Source organism: Kitasatospora sp. MBT66 (genome assembly GCF_000710405.2).
In the GTDB taxonomy this organism is placed as follows: domain Bacteria; phylum Actinomycetota; class Actinomycetes; order Streptomycetales; family Streptomycetaceae; genus Kitasatospora; species Kitasatospora purpeofusca.
Map to the genome: position 1 here is coordinate 158,990 of NZ_JAIY01000018.1, position 24,032 is coordinate 183,021.

12 protein-coding genes are annotated in these 24,032 nt (G+C 73.7%); 3 read left to right on the forward strand and 9 right to left on the reverse strand.

What is annotated here, in order from left to right:
* Nucleotides 1-516: 516 nt before the first annotated feature.
* Nucleotides 517-5,268 carry a DEAD/DEAH box helicase gene (locus tag BI06_RS40655; RefSeq protein ID WP_051742869.1) on the forward strand — a complete coding sequence of 1,584 codons (4,752 nt, stop codon included), beginning with the start codon at nucleotides 517-519 and terminating at the stop codon, nucleotides 5,266-5,268.
* 583 nt (nucleotides 5,269-5,851) lie between these two features.
* On the opposite strand, the gene BI06_RS40665 is transcribed toward BI06_RS40655, so the two are convergent.
* The 8 genes from BI06_RS40665 to BI06_RS40700 all read right to left on the reverse strand — a co-directional run bounded on the left by BI06_RS40665 (nucleotide 5,852) and on the right by BI06_RS40700 (nucleotide 19,194).
* Nucleotides 5,852-6,220, reverse strand: coding sequence for a helix-turn-helix domain-containing protein (locus BI06_RS40665; protein ID WP_030396681.1), 369 nt, complete (start codon nucleotides 6,218-6,220; stop codon nucleotides 5,852-5,854).
* Nucleotides 6,221-6,604: 384 nt separating this feature from the next.
* Nucleotides 6,605-7,156, reverse strand: coding sequence for a CinA family protein (locus tag BI06_RS40670; protein WP_078880426.1), 552 nt, complete (start codon nucleotides 7,154-7,156; stop codon nucleotides 6,605-6,607).
* A 95-nt stretch (nucleotides 7,157-7,251) separates the two neighbouring features.
* On the reverse strand, nucleotides 7,252-7,890 hold the full coding sequence (gene pgsA / locus BI06_RS40675; RefSeq protein WP_030396683.1) for a CDP-diacylglycerol--glycerol-3-phosphate 3-phosphatidyltransferase: 639 nt from the start codon (nucleotides 7,888-7,890) through the stop codon (nucleotides 7,252-7,254).
* On the reverse strand, nucleotides 7,887-9,359 hold the full coding sequence (gene rimO, locus BI06_RS40680; RefSeq protein ID WP_051742870.1) for a 30S ribosomal protein S12 methylthiotransferase RimO: 1,473 nt from the start codon (nucleotides 9,357-9,359) through the stop codon (nucleotides 7,887-7,889). The genes pgsA and rimO overlap by 4 nt, the downstream gene beginning before the upstream one ends.
* A 96-nt stretch (nucleotides 9,360-9,455) precedes the next feature.
* Nucleotides 9,456-10,328 (reverse strand): RodZ domain-containing protein, encoded by an 873-nt coding sequence (locus BI06_RS40685; RefSeq protein ID WP_078880427.1) that lies wholly within the window; start codon nucleotides 10,326-10,328, stop codon nucleotides 9,456-9,458.
* 306 nt (nucleotides 10,329-10,634) lie between these two features.
* Nucleotides 10,635-13,328, reverse strand: coding sequence for a DNA translocase FtsK (locus tag BI06_RS40690; RefSeq protein WP_043476982.1), 2,694 nt, complete (start codon nucleotides 13,326-13,328; stop codon nucleotides 10,635-10,637).
* 158 nt (nucleotides 13,329-13,486) lie between these two features.
* Nucleotides 13,487-14,122: a response regulator gene (locus tag BI06_RS40695; protein ID WP_043476985.1), complete on the reverse strand. Its 636-nt coding sequence runs from the start codon at nucleotides 14,120-14,122 to the stop codon at nucleotides 13,487-13,489.
* A gap of 347 nt (nucleotides 14,123-14,469) precedes the next feature.
* Complete coding sequence (locus BI06_RS40700; protein ID WP_158516525.1) at nucleotides 14,470-19,194, reverse strand: HAMP domain-containing protein; 4,725 nt, start codon at nucleotides 19,192-19,194, stop codon at nucleotides 14,470-14,472.
* Nucleotides 19,195-19,607: 413 nt separating this feature from the next.
* Here BI06_RS40700 and BI06_RS40705 point away from each other — a divergent pair, with 413 nt between their 5' ends.
* Nucleotides 19,608-22,166 (forward strand): SpoIIE family protein phosphatase, encoded by a 2,559-nt coding sequence (locus tag BI06_RS40705; protein ID WP_030396689.1) that lies wholly within the window; start codon nucleotides 19,608-19,610, stop codon nucleotides 22,164-22,166.
* A gap of 297 nt (nucleotides 22,167-22,463) precedes the next feature.
* On the forward strand, nucleotides 22,464-23,027 hold the full coding sequence (locus tag BI06_RS40710; protein WP_030396690.1) for a GPR1/FUN34/YaaH family transporter: 564 nt from the start codon (nucleotides 22,464-22,466) through the stop codon (nucleotides 23,025-23,027).
* 69 nt (nucleotides 23,028-23,096) lie between these two features.
* Here the strand turns inward: BI06_RS40710 and BI06_RS40715 are convergent, their stop codons facing one another.
* A complete protein-coding gene (locus BI06_RS40715) occupies nucleotides 23,097-23,933 on the reverse strand; it encodes a phosphatase PAP2 family protein (RefSeq protein WP_063764330.1) in 837 nt (278 codons plus the stop codon).
* Between the last annotated feature and the right edge of the window lie 99 nt (nucleotides 23,934-24,032).

Here is a 24,032-nt window from a genome sequence, read left to right on the forward strand (position 1 = left end):
CCACCTGCCCCCCGGCGGCCCGGGCCTCGGCGGCCGCGTGCGCGGCCCCGTCGGCGTCGGCCCGCTCGGCGAGCACCAGGTAGCTGAGGTAGGAGCGGCCCGGCCCGGCGACGTAGGGCACGGCCCCGCCGACGACCAGCGCGGTCAGCAGCATCGCGAGCAGGACCCGGAGCGGCCCCCGACCCCGGCGCCGGACCGGGCGGCCGGGACCCGCCGCCCGGACGGGCACGTGGACCGGGCCGGCGCCGCGGGCCGGGAGAGGGCCGGGACCGGGGAGAGGACCGCCGCGGCCGGACGGGTCCGCCTGCGCCATGGCACGGTCTCCGCTCGTCGGTCCCGGCGGCCGCGCCGGAGGCGGCCGGCCACCGGAGGGCTGATCATCACAGGAGCATCACGGTGGTAAGAATCATCACCATATGGTCGGTTTGTCCGACTCGCCTGCCCGATTGCCCCGAACGGCCACCGCCCCGCCCCCGCCCGCCCCGCGTTGTCAGTGCCACCCGGCACCATGGGGGCATGGCGACCGAGCACCCGACCCCGCCCCCGGCCGACCCGCTGGCCGGCTTCGCCCCGGCCACCCGGGCCTGGTTCACGGGCGCCTTCTCCGCGCCGACCGCCGCCCAGGCCGAGGCCTGGCGCGCCATCGGCCGGGAGGCCGACGTGCTCGTGGTCGCCCCCACCGGCTCCGGCAAGACCCTCGCGGCCTTCCTGTCCGCGCTGGACCGGCTCAGCAGCACCCCGCCCCCGGCCGAGCCGGGCCGCCGCTGCCGGGTGCTCTACATCTCCCCGCTCAAGGCCCTCGCGGTGGACGTCGAGCGCAACCTCCGCGCCCCGCTGGCCGGCCTGCGCCAAGCCGCCGTCCGGCTCGGCCTGCCCGAGCCGGAGGTCCAGGTCGGCATCCGCTCCGGCGACACCCCGGCCGCCGACCGCCGGCGCTTCGCCACCCACCCGCCGGACATCCTGATCACCACCCCCGAATCGCTCTTCCTGCTGCTCACCTCCGCCGCCCGCGAGGCCCTGCGCGGTGTGGACACGGTGATCCTGGACGAGGTGCACGCCGTCGCCGGCACCAAGCGCGGCGCCCACCTCGCCCTCTCCCTGGAGCGGCTGGACGAGCTGCTCGACCGCCCGGCCCGCCGGATCGGCCTGTCCGCCACGGTCCGCCCGGTCGAGGAGGTGGCCCGCTTCCTCAGCCCCGGGCGCGGCGCCGAGGTGGTCCAGCCGCCCGCCACCAAGGAGTTCGACCTCTCCGTGGTGGTCCCCGTCCCGGACCTCGACGACCTGCCCGCCGCCCCCTCCACCGGCGCCGCCGGTGCCGAGGACCCGCAGCGGAAGGCCTCCATCTGGCCGCACGTCGAGGAGCGCATCGTCGACCTCGTCCAGGCCCACCGCTCGACCATCGTCTTCGCCAACTCCCGCCGCCTCGCCGAGCGGCTCTGCAACCGGCTGAACGAGATCGCCCTGGAGCGGGCCGGCGGGGCGCCGCCGGAGGCGCACGCCCCCGCCCTCCTGATGGGCGGCTCCGGCGCCGCCCGCGGCGCCCCGCCGGTGATCGCCCGGGCCCACCACGGCTCGGTCTCCAAGGAGCAGCGCGCCCTGGTCGAGGAGGAGCTCAAGGCCGGGCGGCTGCCCGCCGTGGTCGCCACCTCCAGCCTGGAGCTGGGCATCGACATGGGCGCCGTCGAGCTGGTGGTCCAGGTCGAGTCCCCGCCCTCGGTCGCCTCCGGCCTGCAGCGGGTCGGGCGGGCCGGCCACCAGGTCGGCGCCGTCTCCACCGGCGTCGTCTTCCCCAAGTACCGGGGCGACCTCGTCCAGTCCGCCGTGGTCACCGAGCGGATGCGGGCCGGCCGGATCGAGGCGCTGCGCATCCCGCGCAACCCGCTCGACGTCCTCGCGCAGCAGCTGGTCGCGATGACCGGGATGGACACCTGGCAGGTCGACGACCTGCTCGCGCTGGTCCGCCGGGCCGCGCCGTTCGCGACCCTGCCGCAGTCCGCCTTCGACGCGGTGCTCGACATGCTGGCCGGCCGCTACCCCTCCGACGCCTTCGCCGAGCTGCGCCCCCGCCTGGTCTGGGACCGGGTGGCCGGCACCGTCACCGGCCGCCCCGGCGCCCAGCGGCTCGCCGTCACCTCCGGCGGCACCATCCCCGACCGGGGCCTGTTCGGCGTCTTCATCGCCGGGACGGACGACCGGAAGGGCGCCGGCGGGCGCCGGGTCGGCGAGCTCGACGAGGAGATGGTCTACGAGTCCCGGGTCGGCGACGTCTTCACCCTCGGCACCACCTCCTGGCGGATCGAGGACATCACCCACGACAAGGTGCTGGTCACCCCCGCCCCCGGGATCCCCGGCCGGCTGCCGTTCTGGAAGGGCGACACCCTCGGCCGCCCGCTCGAACTCGGCCGCGCCCTCGGCGCCTTCACCCGCGAGCTCGGCGCACTCGACCCGGCGGCCGCCACCGAGCGGCTGAAACGGGCCGGCCTGGACGACTGGGCCGCCGCCAACCTGCTCGACTACCTCGCCGAGCAGCGCGCCGCCTGCGGCCACCTCCCCGACGACCGCACCATCGTGGTCGAGCGCTTCCGCGACGAGCTGGGCGACTGGCGGATCGTCGTCCACTCCCCGTTCGGCGCCCAGGTGCACGCCCCCTGGGCGCTCGCCCTGGCCGCCCGGCTGCGCGAGAAGCACGGCCTCGACCCGCAGGTCATGCACGCGGACGACGGCATCGTGCTGCGGCTGCCCGACGCCGACCTGCTCTCGCCCGACTTCGACTTCGGCGGCCCCGCCGCCGCACCGGGCGCCCTCACCGGACCGGTCACCGACGACGCCCCGGTCGGCGCCGACGCCGCCCTGTTCGACCCGCAGGAGATCGAGCAGCTGGTCACCGACCAGGTCGGCGGCTCCGCCCTGTTCGCCTCCCGCTTCCGCGAGTGCGCCGGCCGCGCCCTGCTGCTCCCCCGCCGCAGCCCCGGCAAGCGCACCCCGCTCTGGCAGCAGCGCCGGCGCGCCGCCCAGCTGCTGGAGGTCGCCGCCGAGTACGGCTCCTTCCCGATCGTCCTGGAGGCCGTCCGCGAGTGCCTCCAGGACGTCTTCGACGTCCCCGGCCTGGTCGAGCTGATGGGCGACCTCGAGTCCCGGGCCGTCCGGCTGGTCGAGGTCACCACCCCCGAGCCCTCCCCGTTCGCCCGCTCATTGCTCTTCGGCTACGTCGCGCAGTTCCTCTACGAGGGCGACTCCCCGCTCGCCGAGCGCCGCGCCGCCGCCCTCTCGCTCGACTCCCGGCTGCTGTCCGAACTCCTCGGCCAGGCCGAGCTGCGGGAGCTGCTCGACCCGGAGGTCCTGGCCGAGCTGGAGGCCGAGCTCCAGCGGCTCACCCCCGAGCGCCGGATCAAGGACGCCGAGGGGGTCGCCGACGCGCTGCGCCTGCTCGGCCCGCTGAGCGAGGCCGAGCTGACCGCCCGCGGCGCCGAACCGCTCCTGGCCCTCGAGCTCGAGGCCGCCCGCCGGGTGATCCAGGTCCGGATCGCCGGCGAGCTGCGCTGGGCCGCCGTCGAGGACGCGGGCCGGCTGCGCGACGCCCTCGGCACCCCGCTCCCGGTCGGCGTGCCGGAGGCCTTCACCGAACCGGTCAAGGACCCGCTCGGCGACCTGCTCGCCCGGCACGCCCGCACCCACGGCCCGTTCACCGCGGCCGAGACCGCCGCCCGTTTCGGCCTCGGCACCGCCGTGGTCACCGGCACCCTGCACCGGCTCACCGCCGCCGGCCGCCTGGTCCAGGGCGAGTTCCGCCCGCCCGGCACCCACCACCCCGCTCCGGAAGGGCCGCACGCCGCCCCCGCCGACGGGCCCACCGGCGCGGTCGAGTGGTGCGACGCCGAGGTGCTGCGCCGACTGCGCCGCCGTTCGCTGGCGGCCCTGCGCCAGGAGGTCGAGCCCGTCCCGCCCCGGGCGCTGGCCGCCTTCCTGCCGCAGTGGCAGCACCTGGCCGGCCACCGGCTGCGGGGAGCCGACGGCCTGCTCCGGGTGGTCGAGCAGCTCCAGGGCGCCGCCCTGCCCGCCTCCGCGCTGGAGAAGCTGATCCTCCCGGCCCGGTTGGCCGACTACTCCCCCGGCCTGCTCGACGAGCTGACGGCGGCCGGCGAGATCGGCTGGGCCGGCGCCGGCGCGCTCCCCGGCAAGGACGGCTGGATCAGCCTGCACCTGGCCGAGAACGCCCATCTGCTGCGGCCCGAGCCCGTCCCGCCCACCGTCACCCCGGTGCACACCGCCCTGCTGGAGGCACTGGCCGGCGGCTACGGCCTGTTCTTCCGCCAACTGGTCGCGCACCTCCCGGAGACGCCCGAACCGGAGATCGTCGAGGCCCTGTGGGACCTCGTCTGGGCCGGTTACGTCAGCAACGACACCCTGGCCCCGCTGCGGGCCCTGCTCGGCTCCGGGCGGACGGCCGGCTCCACCGCGCACCGGGCGCCCCGGGCCACCCCGCGCGGCCGCTACGGCGGCGCCGGCCGGCCCCACGGCCGACTCGGCGGAGCCCTGCGCAGCGGCCCGCCGACGGTGGGCGGGCGCTGGTCGCTGCTGCCCCCGTTCACCACCGACCCCACCCTCCGGGCCACCGCCCAGGCCCAGGGCCTGCTGGACCGGCACGGCCTGCTCACCCGGGGCACGGTCGTCGCCGAACGGGTCCCGGGCGGATTCGCCGGGGTCTACCGGGTGCTCTCCGCGATGGAGGAGCGCGGCCGGGCCCGCCGGGGCTACTTCGTCGAGGGGCTGGGCGGCGCCCAGTTCGCCATGGAGGGCGCCGCCGACCGGCTGCGCTCGGTCAACGGCCGGCTGGAGCGGGCCCGGGGCGTGGAGTGGCCGGCCGCCCCGTCCGCCGAGCCCCCACAGGCCCTGGTGCTGGCCGCCGCCGATCCGGCCAACGCCTACGGGGCCGCGCTGCCCTGGCCCGAGCCGCCCACCGGGGCGGCCGAGACCTCGGGCAAGGCACACCGTCCGGGCCGGAAGGCCGGTGCCCTGGTGGTCCTGGTCGACGGCGAGCTGTGCCTGTACATCGAGCGCGGCGGCAAGTCCCTGCTGGCCTGGCCGGAGGACGGCGCGACGCTGGCCGCCGCGGCGGCCGCGCTGGCCGGGGCGGCCCGGGCCGGGGCACTGGGCAGCGTGACCGTCGAACGGGCCAACGGCGAGCCCGCCCTCGGCTCCGCGCTCGGCGCCGCCCTGGAGGAGGCGGGCTTCCACCCGACCCCGCGCGGTCTGCGGCTGCGCCCCTGAGCGGAGCACCGGCGACCCCGGCGACCCCGACGGCACAGGCAGCTCAGACGGCACAGGCAGCGCCGACGGCACCGGCGGCCCGACAGCACCTGCGCAAGGGGACCGGAAATCACCCGGAAGCGACCGAAAAGCACCCGCCCCGGCCCACCGGCAACACCCGGACGTACAACGAGGGCCGCGGGACCCGGAAGTCCCGCGGCCCTCGTCCGCGTTCTGTTCGGCCGATCCCACCCGATCTCATCCGATCGGGGACTCGGCCTCCGCTGGTCCGATCGGCTCAGCCGTCCGGCGCCGCGAGGGGCCGGTGGACCATCTGTCCGCATGGACCGGGATCAACCCGAGGCCCCAGCCTCCGGCCGCCAGCAGCCCGAGCATCGCCCCGTCGGGCAGCCGTCCGCCGCCCGCCGAGAGCCACCAGCCGGACCCGACGGCCAGGACCGTCAGGAGAGCCAGCAGCACCGGGAGCCGCCCGGACCGCACCCGCCGGAGCCGTATTCGGGCCCCGGCACGCATCGCCGCCGCATTCCGCACGACCGCCTCCTTCGCTCGACCCGGGCCGCAGAGGGCCCGCTCCGAGGCCGGGTCAGGCGGCGACCACGTCCATCGCGGCGGCCTTGGGCGACATGTTCGCCCGGTCGACACCGGGGGCCGGCAGCGGTACCGGTTCGAGCACCGGCCTCAGCAGTTCACCTTCGGAGAGCGTGGCCATCGCCGCAAGTTCGGCGAGCGACAGTTCGTCGCTGACCTCGCGCATGACCTCGGACATCCGGACGTCGAGTGCGTCGCAGATGGCGGAGAGCAGCTCCGAGGAGGCCTCCTTCTGTCCCCGCTCGACCTCGGAGAGGTATCCGAGCGAAACCCTGGCTGCCGCCGACACCTCGCGGAGTGTGCGGCCCTGGCGCTGGCGCTGCCGACGCAGTACATCGCCCAGTAGGCGACGGAGCAGGATCATCGGTGCCTCCCTCCTCGGACTGCGGATCGAGATGTCACGCCCCCACCGTACCGCCTTGCCCGCTTCGCGTGCGGGGACCATGGTCGTGTTCACTCTGGGCTGCAAGGCTGTCCCCTCCCCTGTTTCGGTGTCGCGCCCGGGCCGATGGGCACCCCGTCGTACCCTCCGGGCGGCACCGGGTCACCGCCGCGCCACTCGTTCGCCACCTGGTTTCTGCCCAACCAGGGCCTCCGATGTAACACGATCCTGCAGTTGTCCGATGCCCGCACGGCAGTTCGGCGGATCTCGGTTCGGTGGAGATCCTGCGAGCGGCCGTCTGCGGGAGCCGGGTCGGAGGTGGTGCGTGGACGGTCGGAGGCACGGTGACGACAGTGCGGACGACGCTCAGTGCGTGGACGTACCGGACGGGAGCCGCCCTACGAGCAGCTCCAGAGCGGCGGTCACCGCCCTGTGACGGATTGTGGCACGCTCCCCCGACAACCGGGGCGAACTGACCAGACTTCCCCCCGGGCCGGCCACCGCGAGGTGTACCGTGCCGACCGGCTGCCCGTCCTGGGGCTCCGGACCGGCCACTCCGGTGGTCGCGAGCCCGTAGGTGGCGCCGAGCAGCTTCCGCACGCCCTCGGCCATCTGCCGGGCCACCACGGGGTGGACCGGGCCGTGGACCGCCAGCAGTCCCTCGTCGACCCCGAGCACCGAGGCCTTCAGCTCGGTCGCGTACGCGGTCACCGAGCCCCGGAAGGTCGCGGAGGCCCCGGGGACGTCCACCAGCGCGGCCGCCAGCAGTCCGCCGGTCAGCGACTCGGCGACGGCCACCGTGCCGCCCTCCGCCCGCAGCCCGGCGTGCACCCGCGCGGCCAGACCGAAATCACCCGGCCCGGAACCGACCGGTCCGACATCCGTCGACCCGGAGGCCGCCCCGGCTCCGCCGCTCATCCCGACGTCCCTCCCTCGCGTTCCCCCGGGCCCACCCCGGAGTACCCGTCATTGTGGGCCCGGAGGGCCGCCGGGGAGCCGCTTCGCCCCGGGTTTCACCCGGTCGTGCGCCGTGCGGCCAGACCCTCCCGGCGCAGCCGCAGTGCCTGCCCCACGTAGTCCAGCGCGGTGCCGACGGTCAGCAGTACCGCGACCCCCATCAGCAGGGCCCTGGCGGTGGCCAGCCAGCCGTCCAGTTCCAGCACGTACATGCCGACCGCGATGCCCTGGGTGAGCGTCTTGATCTTGCCGCCCCGGCTGGCCGGGATCACGCCGAAGCGGATCACCCAGAACCGCATCAGCGTGATGCCGAGCTCGCGGGCCAGGATCACCACGGTGATCCACCAGGGGAGGTCCCCCAGCACCGAGAGCCCGATCAGCGCCGCGCCCATGATCGTCTTGTCCGCGATCGGATCGGCGATCTTGCCGAAGTCGGTGACCAGGCCCTTGCGCCGGGCCAGCTCGCCGTCGAACAGATCGGTGATCATCGCGACCGCGAAGGAGGCCCAGGCCACCGAGCGCCACTTGGGGTCGTGCCCGCCGTCGGCGAACAGCAGGGTGACGAAGACCGGGACCAGCAGCAGCCGGACCATGGTCAGCACGTTCGCGATGTTCCAGATCCCCGGCGCCGGCGGCGCCACGGCCGCCGGTCTGCCCGGGTGGGCCGCGGCCGGGGCGCCTGGCCCCTGGGTCATGCCCCGACTCCGGGCGCCCGGCGGACCCGCACCTGCTCCAGCGCCTCGGCGACCAGGTCGACGCCCTCGCTGGCGACGACCCGGGCCCGGTAGAACTGCCCGACCTCGGGGTCCTCGACCCCGAGCAGGGTGGTGAGGCCGTCCGTCTCGGGGGCCTGGTGGGCGGCTCGGCCCTCGACCACGTCCCCGTCGATCGACTCGACCAGCACCTCGATCTCGGTGCCGATCCGCTGCTCGGCGCGCTGGGCGGTCATCTCCTCGGCGAGCCGGGTGAGCCGGGCCAGGCGGTCGGCGACCACGTCCTCCGGCAGCTTGCCGTCGTAGCCGGCGGCCTCGGTGCCGTCCTCGTCGGAGTAGCCGAAGACGCCGATCGCGTCCAGCCCGGCGTGGGTCACGAAGCGCTCCAGCTCGGCGAAGTCCGCCTCGGTCTCGCCGGGGAAGCCGACGATGAAGTTGGACCGGGCGCCGGCCTGCGGGGCCTTGCCGCGGATCGAGCCGAGCAGTTCCAGGAACTGGTCGGTGGAGCCGAAGCGCCGCATCCGCCGCAGCACGGCCGGGGCGGAGTGCTGGAACGACAGGTCGAAGTAGGGCACCACGTCCGCAGTGCCGGTCATGGCGTCGATCAGCCCGGGGCGCATCTCGGCGGGCTGGAGGTAGGACACCCGGACCCGCTCCACACCCTCGATCGAGGCGACCTCGCCGAGCAGGGTCTCCAGCAGTCGGATGTCGCCGAGGTCCTTGCCGTACGAGGTGTTGTTCTCGCTGACCAGGACGACCTCGCGGACGCCCTCCCCGGCGAGCCACTGGGCCTCGTGCAGCACGTCCGAGGGGCGGCGGGAGATGAACGAGCCCCGGAAGGCCGGGATGGCGCAGAACGAGCAGCGCCGGTCGCAGCCGGAGGCGAGCTTGACGGAGGCGACCGGGTTGTCGTCCAGGCGCTTGCGCAGGGTGCGCGGCCCGGAGGCGGGCGCGAGGCCGTCCGGCAGGTCCTCGGGGGCGCCGTGACCGGGCACGGCCACCTCGGCCGCGGCGGCCTGGCGCTCGACGGGGCTCAGCGGGAGCAGCTTGCGGCGGTCGCGCGGCAGGTGCGGGGCGTGGTGGCCGCCGGACAGGATGGTCTGCAGGCGGTCGGAGATGTCCGAGTAGTCGTCGAAGCCGAGCACACCGTCGGCCTCGGGCAGCGCGTCGGCCAGCTCCTTGCCGTAGCGCTCGGCCATGCAGCCGACCGCGACGACGGCCTGGGTGCGGCCGTGACCCTTGAGGTCGTTGGCCTCCAGGAGGGCGTCGACGGAGTCCTTCTTGGCGGCCTCGACGAAGCCACAGGTGTTGACGACGGCGACGTCGGCTTCGGCTGCGTCGTCCACGAGCAACCAGCCGTCGGCCTCCAGTCGCCCGGCGAGTTCCTCGGAGTCCACCTCGTTGCGGGCGCATCCGAGCGTGACAAGGGCGACAGTACGGCGATCAGGCATAGGGCCAAGATTAACGCGCGGCCGCCGGAGCCGTTCGCCCCGGAGGCCACGCGTTGGGTCCGGCCGGGTTCCCGACCGGTCGGACGCCCCTCGCCATCAGCCCGCCTGCGGGTCTCCGGGGGTGTACGTGACGTGCACCACCTGGCCGTTCTTGCCCGCCGGACCGAGATCCTTGCCGTTGACGTACACGTGCACGGCGCCGGCGTTGCCGATCACCAGCTTGATCTGCTTGGGGTCGGTGAAGGTCTGGTCCTGACCTTCACCGATGTTGTTCTGGAACAGCGACTTCCCGGTGCCGTCCACCGCCGAGACCCAGCTGGTGTCCTTCTCGGCGACCAGCTTCACGGTGACCTTGTCGGCCGGGGCGGCGGCGATCGCGGCGGCGCTGGGCGCCGGCGCGGGCGGCTGGACCGTCGGGGTGGGCGCCGGGGCCACCGCGGCGACCGAGCCGGTGCCGGAGCCGGAGGGCAGCGGGGCGCTGGCGGAGCCGGTGGTGCCGACGCCGGACTTGCCGCTCACCAGGTTGAAGCCGATCACTCCGACGACCGCGACGATCGCGGCGACCATCGCCGCCGTCCAGTTCGGGCGGCCCCGGCCGGGGACCTTGATCGGGCCGCTCTCGATCAGCTCGGTGGGCCGCTTGGAGGCCGGGGAGCCGCCGTGCGCGGCGTCGTAGCGGGCCACCAGGGCCTCGCCGTCGACGCGGACCAGCTGGGCGATCGCCCGGATGTGGCCGCGGGCGTAGAAGTCACCGCCGCAGCGACCGAAGTCGTCCTCCTCGATGGCGTGCACGATCGGCACCCGCACGCGGGTGGCACTGCTCACCTGATCCACCGTGAGCCCGGCGTCGATCCGGGCGGCGGACAGCACCCGGCCGATGCTCGGCGCATCGGCCGTCTGTTCCGCGGTGCCGGAGGGCAGCGCGGAGGACGGGGCGTTCTCGCGGTCGGGGGACTTGCCGATGGTCACGGTGCACGCCTTTCGAGCGGTTGGCCACCTGCTGGGGAACAGTCTAGGGGCGCGAGCGGATCGTTTCTCAAGCGGAACAGGCCCGAATGCGTTCGCCCGCCCCGGCCGGGGGCCGGGCGTGCACTGACTGTCCGTCGGTACGGGGGCCGCCGTCTCCGGGACCCCCTTGCCGGGGTGGCGCATCGGCCGTTGCCCGTGGGACGCCGTCCGCACCCGATCGGTTCCGCCCCCGCCGCCTACCCCGGTCCGAACGGGTGAACACTCCTCCGCGCCCCGGCACCGCACCCTCCGGCCACCGCGGCGCCGTCAGCCGCGGATGGCGACGATCACCCCGTCCAGCTCGTCCGGCTGCACCAGTACGTCGCGGGCCTTGGAGCCCTCGCTCGGCCCCACGATGCCGCGCGACTCCATCAGGTCCATCAGCCGGCCGGCCTTGGCGAAACCGACCCGCAGCTTGCGCTGCAGCATCGAGGTGGAGCCGAACTGGGTGGAGACGACCAGTTCGGCCGCCTGGATCAGCAGCTCCAGGTCGTCGCCGATCTCCTCGTCGATCTCCTTCTTGGGCCCGCCGCCGACCGTCACGTCCGCGCGGTATGCGACCGAGGTCTGCTCCTTGCAGTGCTTCACCACCGCGGCGATCTCGGCCTCGGTGACGAACGCGCCCTGCATCCGGATCGGCTTGCTCGCCCCCATCGGCAGGAACAGCGCGTCGCCCTTGCCGATCAGCTTCTCCGCGCCGGGCTGGTCCAGGATGACCCGGGAGTCGGCCATCGCCGAGGTGGCGAAGGCCAGCCGGGACGGCACATTGGCCTTGATCAGACCGGTGACCACGTCCACCGAGGGCCGCTGGGTGGCCAGCACCAGGTGGATGCCGGCCGCGCGGGCGAGCTGGGTGATCCGGACCACCGAGTCCTCGACGTCGCGCGGCGCGACCATCATCAGGTCGGCCAGCTCGTCGACGATCACCAGCAGGTACGGGTACGGCGTCAGCTCGCGCTCGCTGCCGAGCGGCGGGGTGACGGTGCCGGCCCGGACCGCCGCGTTGAAGTCGTCCACATGGCGGAAACCGAACGCCGCGAGGTCGTCGTAGCGCAGGTCCATCTCGCGGACCACCCACTGGAGGGCCTCGGCGGCCTTCTTCGGGTTGGTGATGATCGGCGTGATGAGGTGCGGGATGCCCTCGTACGCGGTCAGCTCGACCCGCTTGGGGTCGACCAGCACCATCCGCACCTCGTCCGGGGTGGCCCGGGCGAGGATCGAGGTGATCAGGCAGTTGATGCAGGACGACTTGCCCGCGCCGGTCGCACCGGCCACCAGGATGTGCGGCATCTTGGCGAGGTTGGCCATCACGGTGTGGCCCTCGACGTCCTTGCCCATGCCGACGACCATCGGGTGGGTGTCCTCGGCGGCGGTGCGCGAGCGCAGCAGGTCGCCGAGGTTGACCATCTCCCGGTCCCGGTTCGGGATCTCGATGCCGACCGCGGACTTGCCCGGGATCGGGCTGATGATCCGCACGTCCGGGCTGGCCACCGCGTAGGCGATGTTCTTGGCCAGCGCGGTGATCCGCTCGACCTTGACGGCGGGGCCGAGCTCGACCTCGTAGCGGGTGACCGTCGGGCCGCGGGTGAAGCCGGTCACCCTGGCGTCCACCTTGAACTCGCCGAAGGTCCCGGTGAGCTGGGCCACCACCTCGTCGTTGAGGGCGCTGCGGGCCTTGGCCGGGCCGCCGCGCTCCAGCAGGTCGAGCGGGGGCAGCGCGTAGCTGAGCCCCTCGGAGAGCTGGAGCTGCTCCGTCCGGACCGGTGCCGGGCCGTGCTCCTCGGGGGCGCCGGGGCCGGGGCCGCCGGTCCTGGCGGCCGGGACGGCGGGCTCCTCCGGCGGGGCGGTGCGGTCCTGCACCTGGTGCATCATGTCCGCCACCGCCGAGGAGGCGGGCACGCCGTAGACCAGCGCGCCGTCCAGGTCGGCGGCGGCGCCGGCGGCGATGTCCCGGGTGGCGTAGGGGTCCAGGGCCTCCTTGGCGAACATGTCCGGCTCGTCGGCGGGCGCCTCGGCCGGCTCCGGCCTGCGCCTGCGGCGGCGCCGGCGGGCGGCCACCTCGTCGGTCGGGTCCTCACCGTCGGTGTCCACGGTGAAGGGCAGGGCGGACGGGTCGGCGTCCTCCGGCGGGTCGTGGGAGAACTCGCGCTCCGGCGTGCGCCCCTCGGCCCCGGTGTCCTGCGGACCGGCCTCGACCACGCCGAGCCGGACGCCGACCGCGCGGATCCGCTCCGGGATCCGGTTGACCGGGGTGGCGGTGGTGACCAGCAGGCCGAAGAAGGCGAGCAGCAGGAGCAGCGGCACCGCGAGGGCCGGCCCGGCAGCGGCCATCATCGGGGTGGACGCGGCCCAGCCGATGATCCCGCCGGCGGTCCTTATCCGGGTCGCGCCACTGCCCATCCCGGGCGCTCCGCAGCCGATGTGGACCAGGCCGAGCACCCCGACCAGCAGTGTGCTCAGACCGATCATGATCCGTCCGTTGGCCTCCGGCAGCTCGGGGTGGCGCAGCAGCCGGACCGCCACCGCGGCCAGCAGGAAGGGCACCAGCGCGTCGAGCCGGCCGAACAGGCCGGAGACCACGGCGGTGGCCGCCTCGCCCAGCCAGCCCTGCGGGCTGAACCAGGTACCGGCGGCGGTCACCAGGGCCAGCGCGAACAGCAGCAGGCCGATGCCGTCCTTGCGGTGCGCCGGGTCGAGGTTCTTCGCGCCGTCGCCGAAGCCGCGGAAGACCGCGCCGATGCTGTGCGCCGCGCCGAGCCAGACGGCGCGCACGGCCCGGAAGAGTATCGGCCGGGGCGGGGGCGGCGGCGGGGCCTGCTTGGCCGCCGCCTTCTTCGCCGGGGCTGCCTTCTTGGCGGCCGCCTTCTTCGCGGGCGGCTTGGCCGGAGCCTTCGCCGCGGCCTTCTTGGACGGTCCCGGACTCGGGTTGCGTGCCGCGCTTCCGGGCGTGCGTGTGGCCATGGGTCAGCAGCCTACCGGGGCACGCGAGCTGTGCCCATGTCGTCCGTCCGGGGTGCCCGGACGTGTCGCCGACACACCGTCACACCGGTCGTGTTCACCCGGACGGGCGAGCACCGACGGGCCTTCCGGCCCGCCCTCGGCTCCGGGCCCGGCGTGCCTCAGTCGGCACCGGGGCGCAGGGCGTCCAGCGCCCGCCGGAGCCCGGTCAGCTTGCGCTCCAGGTGCGCCGCGGTGGCCGCCACCCCGCCGTCCTCGGTGCCGTCCAGCTGCTTGGTCAGCGACTCGGCCTGCTCCTCGACGGCGGCCAGCCGGGCCGACAGCTCGCCGAGCAGCGCACCGCCGATGGCGGGCTCGGCGCCGGTCGCCTCCAGCTGCAGCCGCAGCAGCGCCGCCTGCTCCTTCAGCTGGCAGTTCTTCATGTAGAGATCGACGAAGACCGAGACCTTGGCGCGCAGCACCCAGGGGTCGAAGGGCTTCGAGATGTAGTCGACCGCGCCGGCCGCGTAGCCGCGGAAGGTGTGGTGCGGCCCGTGGTTGATCGCGGTCAGGAAGATGATCGGGATGTCCCGGGTGCGCTCGCGGCGCTTGATGTGGGCGGCCGTCTCGAAGCCGTCCATCCCCGGCATCTGGACGTCCAGCAGGATCACCGCGAAATCGTCGGTGAGCAACGCCTTGAGCGCCTCCTCGCCGGAGGCGGCCCGTACCAGCGTCTGGTCCAGCGCCGAGAGGATCGCCTCCAGTGCCAGGAGGTTCTCCGGCCGGTCGTCGACCAGGAGGATCTTCGCCTTCTGCATTACGACGCGCCCTCCTGTCGCCTGCCTACCTGGGGAAGGCACCCGCGTACTGCCCACCACTACCCCGGTCATGCTAGCCGCACCCCCTCGCCCGGCACATCGCTCCGTCGCGTCCGGATCCGGAGCGGTGCGCAGCCAGTGCACCGGCGTACGCTCACCAGCGAGTCGTCACTCGGTCACTGTTCGCAACGATCGGTGACCCTACCCGGTTCCCGACCCTCCCCGCCAGCAAACCGCCCACCCACCGGCGTGAACCCCGGAGCGTACTCCGCGATTCACGCCCCCGCCATTCGAACGGGCCGAACTCGGCCTTCTCCGGGGCCCGGTGGGCACCGGACACGCTGCCCTCAGGACTTCCGGAGGGTGAGCCACTCGTGCATCACCGACAGCAGGTGGTCGGTCTCCACCGGCTTGGTGATGTGGTCGGTGGCACCGGCCGCCAGGGACTTCTCCTTGTCGCCCTTCATCGCCTTGGCGGTCAGCGCGATGATCGGCAGACCGGCGAACTGGGGCATCCGCCGGATCGCCTCGGTGGTCGCGTAGCCGTCCATCTCCGGCATCATGATGTCCATCAGGACCAGCGCCACGTTCTCGTGCTGCTCCAGCATCTCGATGCCCTCACGGCCGTTCTCCGCGTACAGCACGGTCAGGCCGTGCTGCTCCAGCACGCTGGTGAGGGCGAACACATTGCGCACGTCGTCGTCGACGATCAGCACCTGCTCGCCGTCGAACCGGATGTCGCCGCGGCCGGCGGACCGGACCGCCGGGGCGGTCTCCAGGGTGCGCCCCTCGGCCGCCCGCCCCTCGGCCGGGCGGAGGCCGGCGGGCCGGGCCGGGGTGGACCGGCCCCCGGCGGGCGGCACGTCCAGGGCCGCGCCGCGGCGGCGCTCGACCGCGCCCCGGCGGCGGACCTCGACCAGCTCGCGCACCTCCTGCGCCCAGTGGTCGGCCGGGTTCTCCCCCACCGGCACCGGCGTCCCGACCGGGGTCACCCCGACCGAGGCGCGCAGCGCGGGCGCGCCCGGCCCCTGGCCGCCGGTGCCCGGGGCCTCGCTGCGCAGCGGCAGGTACAGGGTGAAGGTCGAGCCCTTGCCCAACTCGCTCTCGGCGTGGATCTCGCCGCCGAGCAGCCGGGCGATCTCCCGGCTGATCGACAGCCCGAGGCCGGTGCCGCCGTACTTGCGGCTGGTGGTGCCGTCGGCCTGCCGGAACGGCTCGAAGATCTCCCGCAGCTTGTCGCCCGGAATGCCGATCCCGGTGTCCGACACGGTGAAGGCGATCAGCGGATCGTCCGGCCCCTCGATCGCGCCCGCCTCCAACAGCTGCTCGCGCACGTGCTGCGGCACGCCCCCGCCGGCCGGGCTGATCGAGAAGTCCACGGCGCCGGTGTCGGTGAACTTCACCGCGTTGGAGATGAGGTTGCGCAGCACCTGCTGGAGCCGCTGCTCGTCGGTGTGCAGGGTGACCGGCAGGGCCGGCGAGACCCGCACCTCGAACTCCAGGTTCTTGTCCAGCGCGACCGGCTGGAAGGTCGCCTCGACGTAGTCGACCAGCTGGACGAGGGCGATCCGGGCCGGCCGGACGTCCATCTTGCCCGCCTCCACCTTGGACAGGTCGAGGATGTCGTTGATCAGCTGGAGCAGGTCGGACCCGGCGCCGTGAATGGTGTCGGCGAACTCGACCTGCTTGGGCGAGAGGTTGCCCTCGTTGTTGTCGGAGAGCAGCTTGGCCAGGATCAGCAGCGAGTTCAGCGGGGTCCGCAGCTCGTGCGACATGTTGGCGAGGAACTCGCTCTTGTACCGGGAGGCCAGCGCGAGCTGTTCGGCGCGCTCCTCCAGCACCTGCCGCGCCTCCTCGATCTCGCTGTTCTTGATCTCGATGTCACGGTTCTGCTGAGCGAGTTGCTCGGCCTTCTCCTGCAACTCCTCGTTGGTGCGCTCCAGTTCCTCCTGGCGCGCCTCCAACTCCGCCGACCGCATCGAGAGTTCCGCGGTCAGCCGCTGGGACTCCAGCAGCAGGCCCTCGGTCTTGGTGTTGACGCTGATGGTGTTGACGGTGACGCCGATGAGGTCGGCGATCTGGTTGAGGAAGTCCAGCGCGACGGTGGTGAAGGAGCTGAAGGTGGCCAGCTCGATCACCCCCAGCAGCCGGCCCTCGAACAGCACCGGCAGCACCACGATGTGGGCCGGTGAGGCCTCGCCCAGACCGGAGGCGATCTTCAGGTACCCGGGCGGCGCCTCCTTGAGGATGATCGCCCGCTTCTCCACCGCGGCCTGGCCGATCAGCGACTCACCGGGGTGGAAGGTGGTCGGCATCGCCCGGCGCTGGTAGCCGTAGCTGCCGATCAGCCGCAGCACGGTGTCGTTCTCGTCGTCGTCCTCCGTGATCAGCTCGGCGGTGCGGCCGGCCGGCTGGGCGAGGAAGAAGGCGCCGTGCTGGGCCGAGACCACCGGGGTGAGCTCGGTCATGATCAGCGAGGCCACCGCCTCCAGATCGCGCCGGCCCTGGAGCAGACCGGAGATCCGGGCCAGGTTGGTCTTCAGCCAGTCCTGCTCCTGGTTGGTGCGGGTGGTCTCGCGCAGGTTGGCGATCATCTGGTTGATGTTGTCCTTGAGCTCGTCGAGCTCGCCGGCGGCGTCCACGTCGATCCGCAGCGACAGGTCGCCCCGGGTCACCGCGGTGGCGACCTGGGCGATCGCGCGCACCTGCCGGGTGAGGTTGTTCGCCAGCTCGTTGACGGACTCGGTGAGGTCCTGCCAGGTGCCGTCCACGCCCGGCACCCGGGCCTGACCGCCGAGCCGCCCGTCGGTACCCACCTCGCGGGCGACCCGGGTGACCTCGTCGGCGAACGCCGACAGCTGGTCCACCATGGTGTTGATGCTGGTCTTGAGCTCCAGGATCTCGCCGCGCGCGTCGACGTCGATCTTCTGCGACAGGTCGCCGCGCGCCACCGCCGTGATCACCAGCGCGATGTTCCGCACCTGACCGGTCAGGTTGTTCGCCATCAGGTTGACGTTGTCGGTCAGGTCCTTCCAGATGCCGGCCACGCCCGGCACCCCCGCCTGGCCGCCCAGGATGCCGTCGGTGCCCACCTCGCGGGCCACCCGGGTGACCTCCACCGCGAACGCGGACAGCTGGTCGACCATGGTGTTGAGCGTCCCGGCCAGCGCCGCGACCTCGCCCTGCGCCTCGATGGTGATCTTCTTGGAGAGGTCGCCCGAGGCCACCGCCGTCGCCACCTCGGCGATGTTCCGCACCTGGCTGGTGAGGTTCGAGGCCATGAAGTTGACGTTGTCGGTCAGGTCCTTCCAGATGCCCGACACCCCACGCACCCGGGCCTGGCCGCCGAGGTTGCCCTCGGTACCCACCTCGCGCGCCACCCGGGTCACCTCGTCGGCGAACGCCGACAACTGGTCCACCATGGTGTTCACGGTGGTGACCAGCTCCAGGATCTCGCCCCGGGCATCGACGGTGATCTTCTTCGAGACGTCCCCGCGGGCCACCGCGGTGGTCACCTCGGCGATGTTGCGGACCTGGCTGGTCAGGTTGTTGGCCATCAGGTTGACGCTGTTGGTGAGGTCCTTCCAGGTGCCGGACACCCCCGGCACGCTCGCCTGACCGCCGAGGATGCCCTCGGTGCCGACGTCCCTGGCCACCCTGGTCACCTCGTCCGCGAACGAGGACAACTGGTCGACCATGGTGTTGATGGTGTTCTTCAGCTCCAGGATCTCGCCCCGGGCGTCCACCTGGATCTTCTGCGAGAGGTCGCCCCGGGCCACCGCCGTGGTCACCTGGGCGATGTTCCGCACCTGGTCGGTGAGGTTGTTCGCCATGAAGTTGACGTTGTCGGTGAGGTCCCGCCAGACCCCGGCCGCCCACGGCACCTGCGCCTGACCCCCGAGCCGCCCCTCGGTACCCACCTGCCGGGCCACCCGGGTCACCTGCTCGGCGAAGCCCGAGAGCTGGTCCACCATCGTGTTGATGGTGTTCTTCAGCTCCAGGATCTCCCCGCGCGCGTCCACCTCGATCTTCTGCGAGAGGTCGCCGCGCGCCACCGCCGTGGTCACCTGGGCGATGCTGCGGACCTGACCCGTCAGGTTGTCCGCCATGAAGTTCACCGAGTCGGTGAGGTCCCGCCAGACCCCGGCGACACCCGGCACCTGCGCCTGGCCGCCCAGCCGGCCCTCGGTACCCACGTCCCGGGCCACGCTGGTCACCTGGGCCGCGAAGCCGTTCAGCTGGTCCACCATCGTGTTGACGGTGTTCTTCAGCTCCAGCATCTCGCCGGCCACTTCGACCGTCACCTTGCGGGACAGGTCGCCCTTGGCCACCGCGGTCGTCACCTGCGCGATGTTGCGCACCTGCGCCGTCAGCCGGCCGGCCATGGTGTTGACCGAGTCCGCGAGGTCCTTCCAGCTGCCGGAGACGCTGCGGACCTTCGCCTGGCCGCCCAGCTTGCCCTCGGTACCGACCTCGCGGGCCACCCGGGTCACCTCGTCGGTGAACTCCGACAGCTGGTCCACCAGCCCGTTGACGGTACGGCCGATCTTCAGGTACTCGCCGCGCAACGGGTGGCTCACCCCGTTGCTGTGCAGCGAGCGCAGCTCCATCTTCTGGTCCAGGTCGCCCTCGGCGATCGAGCTCAGCACCCGGCCCACCTCGGCCATCGGCCGCGCCAGGTCGTCGATCAGCGCGTTGCAGTTGTCGACCGCCGCCATCCAGGCGCCCTCGCCGGCCCCGGTCTCCAGCCGCTCGTTCAGCCGGCCCTCGCGGCCCACCGCGCGGCGCACCCGGGCCAGCTCGCCCGTCAGGTGCTGGTTGCGCTCCGCCACCTCGTTGAACACCGCGGCGATCTCCGCCAGCGGTCCGTCCCCGGGCACCGTCAGCCGGCGCCGGAAGTTTCCGTCCCGCATCGCCGTCAGCGCGGCCAGCAGCTTGCGCAGCTCGGCCGGCTCGGCGCCGCGGTTGTGGTTGGCACGCCGACCGGCCGCGCTCCGCGGCGCGGCCCCGGACCGCCCGCCACGCTGAGCGGGCGGCGTCGTACCGGTTGCGTCCTTGGTGGCCGAACTCAACGGGCCCCTCCCAGATCGTGAACTGTCCGGGCCCCCGCGGCCGCGCCCCGCCGGGGCCCGCCGCCGGGAACCGTCCCGGTGTACGTCCCGGTGGGCCCCTCGGGTCCACCGGAACCCGCAACGACCGTACTGCTCCGAACGGACATCGCGGACCCCCCAGTCTGGCAGCACTCGCGCCCGGTACAAGACCGGTTGCGCTCGGTTGGTACCGCCCGGTCCGAAACGGGTGGGCAGAATCACCCTCCGGTGCCTGTTTCGACGCCCCGCCCCCACGGGGAACCAAGCGGAAAGTAGGGTGGAGCGCTGCACCGGGCCACCGACCCGCCCCAGCGTCGCCGCCACCCGCCGGCACGCACCGGGAGTCGAGGCCGACCCCCGGGCAGTCAGGGCCAGAGCAGAGGAGACGTGGCAACGTGGTCACCGCGCGCGCAGCCGCCACCTTCGAACCCGTGGGCCGGTCGGCCTCCGCCGCCCGCGCCTTCGTCCGGGACGCGCTGCTGGGCTGGGGCCTGCCCGAGGTCGTCGACGACGCCGTGGTCCTGGTCAGCGAACTCGTCACCAACGCCGTCGTGCACGCCGGCACCGCCGCCGAGGTCTGCTGCCTGCGCGAGGACGGCACGGTCAGGATCGAGGTCACCGACCACCACCCCGAACGCGGCCTGCCCACCTTCGCCGACGTCCCCACCACCGCCTCCGACCACTACGCCGACGCCGACGGCGAGGGCGGCCGGGGCCTGCTGATGTGCGCCGCCCTCGCCGAACGCTGGGGCGTCGAGTACGGCTCCGGCCGCAAGACCGTCTGGTTCCGGCTCGCCCTGCCCGCGCACACCGCCGGCACCCGCTACGCGCTGCCCGCCGCCCCCGGCGGCGAACTGCCCCGCAGCAGCGGCCCGGTGCACGTCGCCGTCGTCCAGCTCGACGACGACGGCCGGGTACTCGCCTGGAACCCCGACGCCGAGGCGCTGTTCCAGCACCCCGCCGACACCGTGCTCGGCCGCCCCTGGGCCGACCTCGCCGTCTGGCCGCAGCCCGCCGAGGCCGGCCTCGGCCTCGCCGCCACCCTGCGGCTCGCCCGCTGGGAGGGCGGCTACGCGCTGCGCCGCGCCGACGGCACCACCGTCGACGTCTACGGCGTCCAGGTCCGCCTGCGCGACACCGACGGCACCCCGTCCACGCTCTGCCTGCTGGTCCTCGACGACGAGCGCGCCGTCCTGCGCTCCCCCGCCCGCGCCCTGCCCGGCGACCGCGCCGAACCGGCACCCCGGCTCGACCTGCTGGCCGGCCTCGCCAGCGGCGAGGACCTCGACACCCTGCTGCAGCACACCGTCGAACGCGCCCGCGACCTGCTCGACGCCGACGCCGCCTACCTGCTGCTCACCACCGAGGACGAGACCGAGTTCGAGCTCCGCGCCACCACCGGACTGCCCGCCGCGATCCGGCCGCACACCCGCTTCCCGGTCGACACCGGCAACCGCTACGACTCGCCCCGCCTCCCCTCGGTGCACGAGGACCTCACCGCCCGGCCCACCGGCCGCAGCGTCCTGGACGGCAGCGCGCTGCGCTCCCTGCTCACCGTCCCGCTCAAGGTGGAGGGCCGGCTGATCGGCTCGCTCGGCATCGCCACCGCCGCCCCCGGCCGCTACGACAACGAGGACGCGCTGCGGCTGCAGTCCGCCGCCGACCGGCTCGCCCTAGCCGTCGAGTCCACCCGGCTCACCGAGCTCGAACGGCTGCGCCGCGGCTCGCTGTCCTTCCTGGTCGAAGCCTCCGACCTGCTGGCCGGCACCCTCGAACACGAGCAGACCCTCGCCCTGATGGCCCAGATGGCCGTCCCCACCCTCGCCTCCTGGTGCGCCGTCTACACCAACGGCGACCACGGCGCCCCCGCCTCGCTGGCCTTCGTCCTGCACGAGGACGAGGACCGGATCGACCCGCTGCGCGCCCTGCTCGACAAGACCGCCGCCCCGGACACCGGCCCCACCCACGGCGCCCGCTTCTGGGCCGGCCCCACCGAGACCGCCGACGGCAGCGGCTTCGCCGACGAGCCCGGCCTCGGCGGCCTCCTCGGCGAGACCGTCGTCCTGCCACTGACCGCCCGCAACCGGGTGATCGGCCTGCTCGCCCTCGGCACCCCGGCCGGCGTCCGGTTCCGCCAGGAGGTCCTGGAACTCGCCGAGGACCTCTCCCGCCGGGCCGCCCTCGCCCTGGACAACTCCCGGCTCTACTCCGAGCGCACGGCCACCAGCCAGGCCCTGCAGCGCAGCCTGCTGCCGCCGGACCTGCCCGACATCCCGGGCGTCGAGGTGGACGTCTACTACCAGGCGGCCGGCGAGGGCAACGAGGTCGGCGGCGACTTCTACGACCTCTTCCCGATCCGCGAGGGCACCTACGGCTTCGCCATCGGCGACGTCTGCGGCACCGGCCCCGAGGCCGCCTCGGTGACCGGCCTCGCCCGGCACTCGCTGCGACTGCTCGCCCGCGAGGGCCTGGACGCCCCGCAGGTCCTCAGCCGGCTCAACACCGCCATCCTGGACGAGGGTTCGCGCAGCCGCTTCCTCACCCTGCTCTACGGCGAGCTGACCCCCCGCCCCGACGGCAGCACCGAACTCTCCATGGTCTGCGCCGGCCATCCGCTGCCCCTGCGGCTGCGCACCGACGGCCGGGTCGACCGGGCCGCCACCCCGCAGCCGCTGCTCGGCGTCATGGACGAGCTCGACCTCACCGCCGAGCACCTGGTGCTCCACCCCGGCGAGGTCCTGCTCTGCGTCACCGACGGCGTCACCGAGCGCCGCGAGGGCCTGCGGATGCTGGGCGACGACGGTCTCGCCGAGGTGCTCACCGGCTGCACCGGCCTCACCGCCGGGGCGGTCGCGCTGCGCGTGCAGCGGGCGGTCGAACGCTTCGCCCCCGAGCCGCCGTCCGACGACATGGCCATCCTCACCCTGCGGGTGCCCACCCAGCGGACCACCTGAGCCCGACCGGGCCTGTCCGACCGGCTGTCGCAGCCTGAACGATCCGCGACGGGCCGGCGACACAAAATGTGCGATTCACAAGGGTACAAGCCCGCTCACCGTGGGTACACCGATCTCACCGGGGAATCCCCCGGAGGGGACGTGACCAGCGGCTCTTTCGCTGGCCCAGCTTTCTGACCGCAGCCGTCGCACGCTCCAGCCGTGCGCACCCGGCGCGGTCGCGCGCCTTCACCTCATCGAAACTCATCCCGCGTTCACTGCGCCCTTGCGCGCGCCCATGAGTGAAAGGAGCCTCCGGTGAGCAATGAAGCTACCGGGGCACTGAACGCCCGCTCCACCGGCGCCGACGCGGGTAACCTCGGTTACCTCGCACTCGGCCTGACCCTCCTCGCCTACGGCGTTCTCTCGACCGGCCTGTTCAGCGGCACAGCCGCGGCGAACTCGGCCCATCTCGCCCACATCCTCGGCGGCATCACCCTGTTCGTCGCCGGCCTCTGGCAGCTCCGCGGCGGCGAGGGCTTCACCGGGACGGCCTTCACCAGCCTCGGCGCCTTCTGGGCCACCTGGTCCACGGCCTCCGGCGCCGGCAAGAACGCGGCCGGCCTGTTCCTGCTGCTGTGGGCCCTGCTCGCACTCACCCTGACCGCGGCCAGCTGGAACGCCGGTCTGCTCAGCCGCGCGGTCTACGGCCTGCTGACGGTCTCGCTGTTCCTCTCCGCGATCGCCACCTTCAACACCTCCGGCGGCCTCGCCAAGGCGGCCGGCTGGATCGCCGCAGCCTCCGGGCTGGCGGCCTGGTACTGGGCCACCGCGTCGCTGACCAACAGCGCGTGGGGCCGTGACGCCCTGCCGGTCAAGTAACGGCGGGTGCACCGGTGGGCCGGACCCTCCCCCCACGGGGCCCGGCCCACCGGCATGCCGCGCGCCCGCTCAGCCGCGGGCACCCACCCGGTCCCGTCCGGCCTCCGGCCGGACGTCCGCCGTGCTCCGGGCCCGCCAGCGCGCGAAGCCGCTCTGCGCCGCGTACGCCAGCAGCAGGATCGCCACCGCGACCAGACCGTCCGCCCAGAAGTGGTTGGCCGTCACCACCACGACCGCGACCGTCAGCACCGGGTGCAGCACCATCAACCAGCGCAGCGGGCTCCGCGAGACCCGCACCACCGCGACCGCCACCAGCACGCACCACGCCACATGGACGGACGGCATCGCCGACAGCTGCGCGGCCTGCACCAGCCCGCCGACCCCACCGCCGTACACCGACTGCCCGTACTCCGCCGCGACGTCGACGAACCCCTTCTCCGGCAGCATCCGGGGCGGCGCCACCGGGATGAACTGGACGGCCAGACAGACCGCCGTCGTGATCACCACCGTGGTCCGCACCCAGGCGTACCGCTCCCGGTGTCTGAGGAAGACCCAGACCAGCACCGCGATCATCACGGTGAAGTGCATCGACGCGTAGTAGTAGTTCGCGAGCTTCACCAGCACCGGGTACGGCGTCACCGCCGACTGCCAGGAGGCTTCGTCCGGCAGCCCGGCCGCCAGTTCCGTCGCGTGGATCCAGCGGGCGCGGTCCAGGGCGTGTTCGGTGCTCATCAGCGAGAGGCGTCCGACCAGCTGCCAGAGCGAGAACAGCGCGAGCAGGGTGCCGGCCTCCCGCAGGACCGTCGAGACACCGGGCCGCCGCACCCGGGCCGCCACGAACGAGCCCCCGTAGAGCACGGCCGCGGTACCCCCGGCGGACTGCCAGGTAAGCGTCAGGTTCTGCAACGGTTCGTGCCTCTCCACCGAGCTCGGACATGGTGGGGAGACGTTAACGCAAAAAGACCCCCTCCTGAACCGGAGGGGGTCTTTTTGGAATGATTGTTC

Excerpts from the sequence above, each read along its gene's own strand:
- BI06_RS40695 (WP_043476985.1), bottom strand. The coding sequence starts at position 14,122 with ATGCAGAAGGCGAAGATCCTCCTGGTCGACGACCGGCCGGAGAACCTC.
- BI06_RS40665 (WP_030396681.1), bottom strand. The coding sequence starts at position 6,220 with ATGATCCTGCTCCGTCGCCTACTGGGCGATGTACTGCGTCGGCAGCGC.
- BI06_RS40670 (WP_078880426.1), bottom strand. The coding sequence starts at position 7,156 with ATGAGCGGCGGAGCCGGGGCGGCCTCCGGGTCGACGGATGTCGGACCG.
- rimO (WP_051742870.1), bottom strand. The coding sequence starts at position 9,359 with ATGCCTGATCGCCGTACTGTCGCCCTTGTCACGCTCGGATGCGCCCGC.
- pgsA (WP_030396683.1), bottom strand. The coding sequence starts at position 7,890 with ATGACCCAGGGGCCAGGCGCCCCGGCCGCGGCCCACCCGGGCAGACCG.
- BI06_RS40655 (WP_051742869.1), top strand. The coding sequence starts at position 517 with ATGGCGACCGAGCACCCGACCCCGCCCCCGGCCGACCCGCTGGCCGGC.
- BI06_RS40690 (WP_043476982.1), bottom strand. The coding sequence starts at position 13,328 with ATGGCCACACGCACGCCCGGAAGCGCGGCACGCAACCCGAGTCCGGGA.